The sequence below is a fragment of the Flavobacterium sp. UBA6195 genome (assembly GCF_002422095.1).
GTDB lineage: Bacteria > Bacteroidota > Bacteroidia > Flavobacteriales > Flavobacteriaceae > Flavobacterium.
This window is the reverse complement of sequence record NZ_DITB01000078.1, coordinates 1-5,252: the sequence shown is the minus strand read 5'-3', so window position 1 is coordinate 5,252 and position 5,252 is coordinate 1. Positions and strand designations below refer to the sequence as shown.

7 protein-coding genes are annotated in these 5,252 nt (G+C 29.6%); 5 read left to right on the top strand and 2 right to left on the bottom strand.

Going from position 1 to position 5,252, the window contains the following annotated elements:
* From B4I81_RS06970 to B4I81_RS06960, 3 genes are all read left to right on the top strand, one after another.
* The coding region (locus B4I81_RS06970) for a DUF5686 family protein (RefSeq protein WP_291109081.1) at nt 1-1,340 on the top strand (1,340 nt) is incomplete at its 5' end.
* A 122-nt stretch (nt 1,341-1,462) separates the two neighbouring features.
* On the top strand, nt 1,463-1,693 hold the full coding sequence (locus B4I81_RS06965) for an addiction module component CHP02574 family protein (protein ID WP_291109079.1): 231 nt from the start codon (nt 1,463-1,465) through the stop codon (nt 1,691-1,693).
* Nucleotides 1,693-1,989 carry a hypothetical protein gene (locus B4I81_RS06960; protein ID WP_291109077.1) on the top strand — a complete coding sequence of 99 codons (297 nt, stop codon included), beginning with the start codon at nt 1,693-1,695 and terminating at the stop codon, nt 1,987-1,989. The genes B4I81_RS06965 and B4I81_RS06960 overlap by 1 nt, the downstream gene beginning before the upstream one ends.
* Before the next feature lie 146 nt (nt 1,990-2,135).
* Here the strand turns inward: B4I81_RS06960 and B4I81_RS06955 are convergent, their stop codons facing one another.
* Together B4I81_RS06955 and B4I81_RS06950 are read right to left on the bottom strand one after the other, a co-directional pair.
* Nucleotides 2,136-2,879 carry a tetratricopeptide repeat protein gene (locus B4I81_RS06955; protein WP_291109075.1) on the bottom strand — a complete coding sequence of 248 codons (744 nt, stop codon included), beginning with the start codon at nt 2,877-2,879 and terminating at the stop codon, nt 2,136-2,138.
* A gap of 57 nt (nt 2,880-2,936) precedes the next feature.
* Complete coding sequence (locus tag B4I81_RS06950) at nt 2,937-3,488, bottom strand: RNA polymerase sigma factor (protein ID WP_291109083.1); 552 nt, start codon at nt 3,486-3,488, stop codon at nt 2,937-2,939.
* A 657-nt stretch (nt 3,489-4,145) separates the two neighbouring features.
* Here B4I81_RS06950 and B4I81_RS06945 point away from each other — a divergent pair.
* Both B4I81_RS06945 and B4I81_RS06940 read left to right on the top strand, forming a co-directional pair.
* Complete coding sequence (locus B4I81_RS06945) at nt 4,146-4,622, top strand: T9SS type A sorting domain-containing protein (RefSeq protein WP_026724787.1); 477 nt, start codon at nt 4,146-4,148, stop codon at nt 4,620-4,622.
* Nucleotides 4,597-5,229 carry an outer membrane beta-barrel protein gene (locus tag B4I81_RS06940; protein WP_291109073.1) on the top strand — a complete coding sequence of 211 codons (633 nt, stop codon included), beginning with the start codon at nt 4,597-4,599 and terminating at the stop codon, nt 5,227-5,229. Before B4I81_RS06945 ends, B4I81_RS06940 begins: the two co-directional genes overlap by 26 nt.
* Nucleotides 5,230-5,252: the final 23 nt, after the last annotated feature.

Genomic DNA, 5,252 nt, shown 5'->3' with positions numbered 1-5,252 from the left:
CTTTTTGGGAAGAAAATCGTCCGGTGCCACTAACGGAAGAGGAAACTACGAATTACGTTAAAAAAGATAGCATCCAAACCATCAGAAAATCTCAAGTATATCTTGATTCTATTGATGCTAAGGGTAATAAATTCAAATTATTTAAGATTATTACAGGTTACACGTATAAAAATTCGTTTAAAAATTGGAACTTCAACTACCAAGGATTAACCAATTTGACATCTTTTAGCTTTAATACGGTTCAAGGTTATAATTTAGACAGTGGTTTTTCATTCAGAAAATGGAATGAAGAAACAGGTAAATTTACATCTATTTCGTCTACTTTCAATTATGGCTTTGCCGAAGACAGATTGCGTATAAACGGAAAATATTATCACCGATTTAACAACAAAAATAATGCTTACATCAGTTTAAGCGGAGGAAGTGCTATTAGTCAGTTTAATCCTAATGAGCCGATTAGTAACTTAGTAAACTCGGTGGCGACTTTATTCTTTAAAAACAATTACATGAAATTGTATAACAAAGAATTTGCTGAAATTAATTATGGAAGAGAAGTTACCAATGGTGTTTTTGCATCGGGTAAATTCGTATACGAAAACCGTCATGCATTATTTAACAATACCGATCATACGTTGATTAAAAACGATGATTTATATTTTTCAAATGATCCGTTACAACCTTATAATTATACTTCGGTTCCGTTTGAGCAGCATCATATTATGAAAGCGAGTATAGGAACGCGCATTCGTTTTGGTCAAAAATATATTTCTCGCCCAGATGGAAAGATTAACATTCAAAACGATGATTATCCGGTAATAAGTCTTTTCTATGAGAAAGCGTTTGGAGCTTCAAATAGCGACTATCATTATGATTTAATAAGTGCAACAGTTGATTACAACAAAACTATTGGCAATAAAGGAGATTTTGGCTTACGTTTTAAAGCAGGTAAGTTCTTTAATGCGGAGCATATTTCGTTTGTAGATTATAAACACTTTAATGGAAATCAAACACATGTGAACTTATTGAATAATTCTTTGAATGCGTTTAACTTGTTACCTTACTATAGTCATTCCACGAATGATGCGTATTTGGAAACGCATATCGAGCATAATTTCAAAGGATACATTATGAATAAAATTCCGTTGTTGAACAAATTGCAATGGAATTTAATTGGAGGATTTCATCAATTGAACATTCCAAACATGAAACCGTATCAAGAGTTTACTGTTGGATTTGATAATATAGGTTTTGGAAAATTCAGATTCTTACGTGTTGATTATGTAAGAAGTTATCAAAACGGTTTTCAAGGAGATGGGGTAATGTTTGGGTTGAAATTTTAATAGCTTATCGAAAGGCAGAAGCATTACAATTGATCTTACGGTAATTAATAGAAATATATTTGATTAATTTTGTAGCGTTAAAATTAATGTCTAATTTTACTATATAATTTATTTTTATAATTATGAAAACACAAATCATTCAAGACCACAACGGACATCCTACAGGAGTTTTCATTCCAATTGAAGATTGGGAAATTATTAAAAATGAATATCCAAATATTGAAGCAACTGAAAAAGAATTAGAACAATGGGAAAAGGATATTATAGACCAAAGACTAATGGCTATTGAAAAAAATCCCGAACTTTTACAACCTATTGACAAGCTTTTTCAAGAACTTAAACGCAAAATTTAATGTACAAGGCATTGTATTTTGAAGAAGTTTTTACTGATGTTCAAAAAGCTAAAGAATGGTATAAAGAACAACAAGCTGATTTAGAAATTCGTTTTGCAATTTGTATTGAAGAAGCCATTATGAAAATTCTTGCAATGCCCACTGCTTATAATGTTAGACATAAAAATGTAAGAATAGCTCACCCAAAAACTTTTCCATACAACATTCATTTCTACATTGATGAAAAAACAAAAACTGTGGTTATTATTGGCATAGTTTTTAACAAAAGAAAAGATGCGTTAAAACTTAAACGATGATTATATTTTTATTACTATGAATTTTGGCTTCTTATCACAAGTAAAAAATACGGTTGATATTTTTATTTTTGATGGTGGTCACAGAAAAAATTTCTATGCTATCGTTTTGGAAACAAAGTTAATCAACTATATACTAACGCTTTAAACTAATTAAAACAATCTAGAATTTCTTTTGCTTTTTGATTATAAGGATTATTTTGGTCTTTTGAGATTGTACTAAATTGTTGATAAGCTGCTTTCTCTTCATTAAGTTTTTTTAAGGTAAAACCTAATCGATAAACTGCATCATAATAAAAAGCACTTTCTTTTTTTTGAGTTATTTTAGTATAACCCTCTTTAGCCACTTTGAAGTTTTTTAATTCATAACCAATTACTGCATGAAAGTAGATAGCTGTATCATTTTGCGGTTTTTTTATTAGAATTTCTTCCGACACTCCAAATGCAACTTTCATTTTATTGTCGCGGTAAAGCACCATTAGATTTTCAAAATTTGCAATTTCTGTTCCCATATAGTGAGGTAAACCTTCTTCTTTACTATAAAACTGGTCTATGGATTGGTTATGGGTTAAAGTGAAATGTATAAAATAGCCTAAAACAAAGCCTATAGGAAGCAATACGGCGGCATATTTTAGATAATTGATACTGTTGTTTGTTTTTTTAGTAGCGCGAGCTATTGTTTCTATTCTTTCTTCTGTTTTACTGAACGTATATTTTAAGACTTCATAATCCCAATTGTTTTTTTCTAACAGCATTTTTGCTCCCAGTAAGGAATCGTCTATAGGATTCGTTTTTTTTAATATTTCCAAAATACGCATACGTTCCTGTGTGTCGAAATCATCTTCTAGTGATTGCAACAGCAGTTCTAAATTAATATTTTTGTTTTCTGTCATAGTCTGTTTAAAACGATTCAATTACAAATTCTTCCCAAAAGTAATTTTATTAGCTAATTACTCCATAAACGTATTCCATAAATTTTTTACTTTTTTTCTAACCATTGCTAAAAGATTCGCAATTGTTTTTTCAGATAAGTTGAATTGTTCTCCTATTTCTGCATTGGTGAACCCATCAATACTAAGACTGAGAATTTGTTTTTCTTTTTTGGGTAAGCAATTTAATAATTCTTTGAAATTGTCATTTGTAAGGTTTTGTTTCGCATTATTAAAGCTAATTGTAGGGAGAAAACCTTTCATACCATCTAAAATTCTATTTCTGTTTTTTTTTGTTTTAATAACATCCAGACTTTTGTTTTTTACCATTACCAAAAGTAATGCTTTGATGTTGATTTCTTCTTCTATAAATTTTTGTTGCCTTTTTGTAATAGGCATAGCAAATATTTTTTCAAAGCAATCCGCAACTACATCTTCAGCTTCTTGTTCACATTGCACGTATCTGTATGCTACCAAATACAATTCGGGCAACCATTTTTTATAAAGGTCACTTAAGGCCTGATTTTCCCCTTTGCAAAATTGCTGGAGTGCAATAGAATATATAGAAATCAAATGGCTCAAAAAAGGATGTATTTCGTTTTTATCTTGGCACAAATATAAATTTTATCTTATGAATTTAAACAGATTTGGAAAATTAATCCATTTGATTTTGAATCAAAATCACTCTAACGCAATGAGATTGCGTTGTGTTTTGTTTTCTTAAATGTAAAGTTGAATATCTTGTAATCTGTTGCTTTACACTTTACTTGTAAATACGCTTTTTTATAGCCGTTATTTAATACCTATCCGAGAGCCACAATATTTTTTTTAAAATTTTCGGGATGATTTTCCAACTTAATCGTATTAAAATTATAAAGTTTCTAACAAAAAACATTGGGCGCAAGGCAGTTGCGTTGAGTGGTTGTAAAATTGCATATAAATATGGATATACGCGTCTTTATACGATTACATGATTTAATTACAACAAAAAAAACGGGTACACCGAAACAATTGGCGCATAAACTAGACATCTCAGAGCGGAGTATTAATTATTATATTGCTTTCTTGCGAAATGAGTTAAAAGCACCCATCATTTATGATCGAAAATTAGAAACCTATTTGTATGAAACGGAGTGTAAACTTTGTTTTGTAAATTAATTTGATATCAATAAATAATCTTTTGCTCTCATTATGCAAGCCTGCTAATGTTTAAACATTTAAAAAAATTATATGAAATATATTTTATTGGTATTAATCACATTAAACTCTTTTTCACAAGAGGTTGCAAGAAACACTATTTCGGTAGTGGGAAATTCAAATTTAACTTCTACAGGTTATTATGTTAGTCAAAGTGTAGGTCAGCTATCAACAATTGGTTTTTCTGAAATGTTTAACAAATGCATAGTTCAAGGATATCAGCAACCTACAGGTATGAAGATAATTGATGCAAGTATCGAAAAAGAAACTTTACAATTGTACCCTGTTCCTGTTGCTGATGAATTAAATTTACTTTTTTCATTGTCATTTGAAGGAAAATGTACAGTTGAACTTTTTGACAGATTAGGCCGATTAGTACTCCATAAAGAATGCACAATAAATGATTTTAAAACCAGTATTTCTCTATCTAACATAGCTACATCCACTTACTTAATTAAAATAACAAACAATACCAATGTATTTTATGAAACCATTATTAAAAAAGACTAACCTAGTTATTGCATACTTACTATTATTTAGTATGAGTTCAAAAGCACAAGATCTATATTTTTCAACTGGATTGAATCTAACCTCTTATGTTTTTAAAAGCACGGATAATTTACCCCTTGAACTTAATAGCAAATCCAGTCAATTTTATGAATTAGGCTATGTTTTTAAATTATTAGATAACAAATTGCATTATAGTGCTGGTTTAGCTATTAACGGTTTTGATGCCACAGCTGGTGATAGCGCCAATCATTATGAATGGGAAACCACTTATATGGGTTTAAATAACCAGTTGCAATATATTATTATTCCTTCAGAGAGAATGCCTTTTGAATTAAGTACAGGTCTTCAAATGCAATTGATGCACATTATTAATGGAGAGCAAAAAATTAATGGAGAATTATTTGATTTAACCAAAGAAAAAGAATTTTCAGGAATTTGGATACAACCTGGGGCAATTGTTACCGCAAAATATTTTGTAAGTGATGATTGGCAATTAAGTTTAGGATACAATTATTCAACTGCAATTAATGTATCAAATAATACTGAAGAAAAATTAAAATTCAACAACCAACAAATTCGATTTGGAATCCATTTCAATATAAATTAACATTAATGTCCGATAAAAATTTA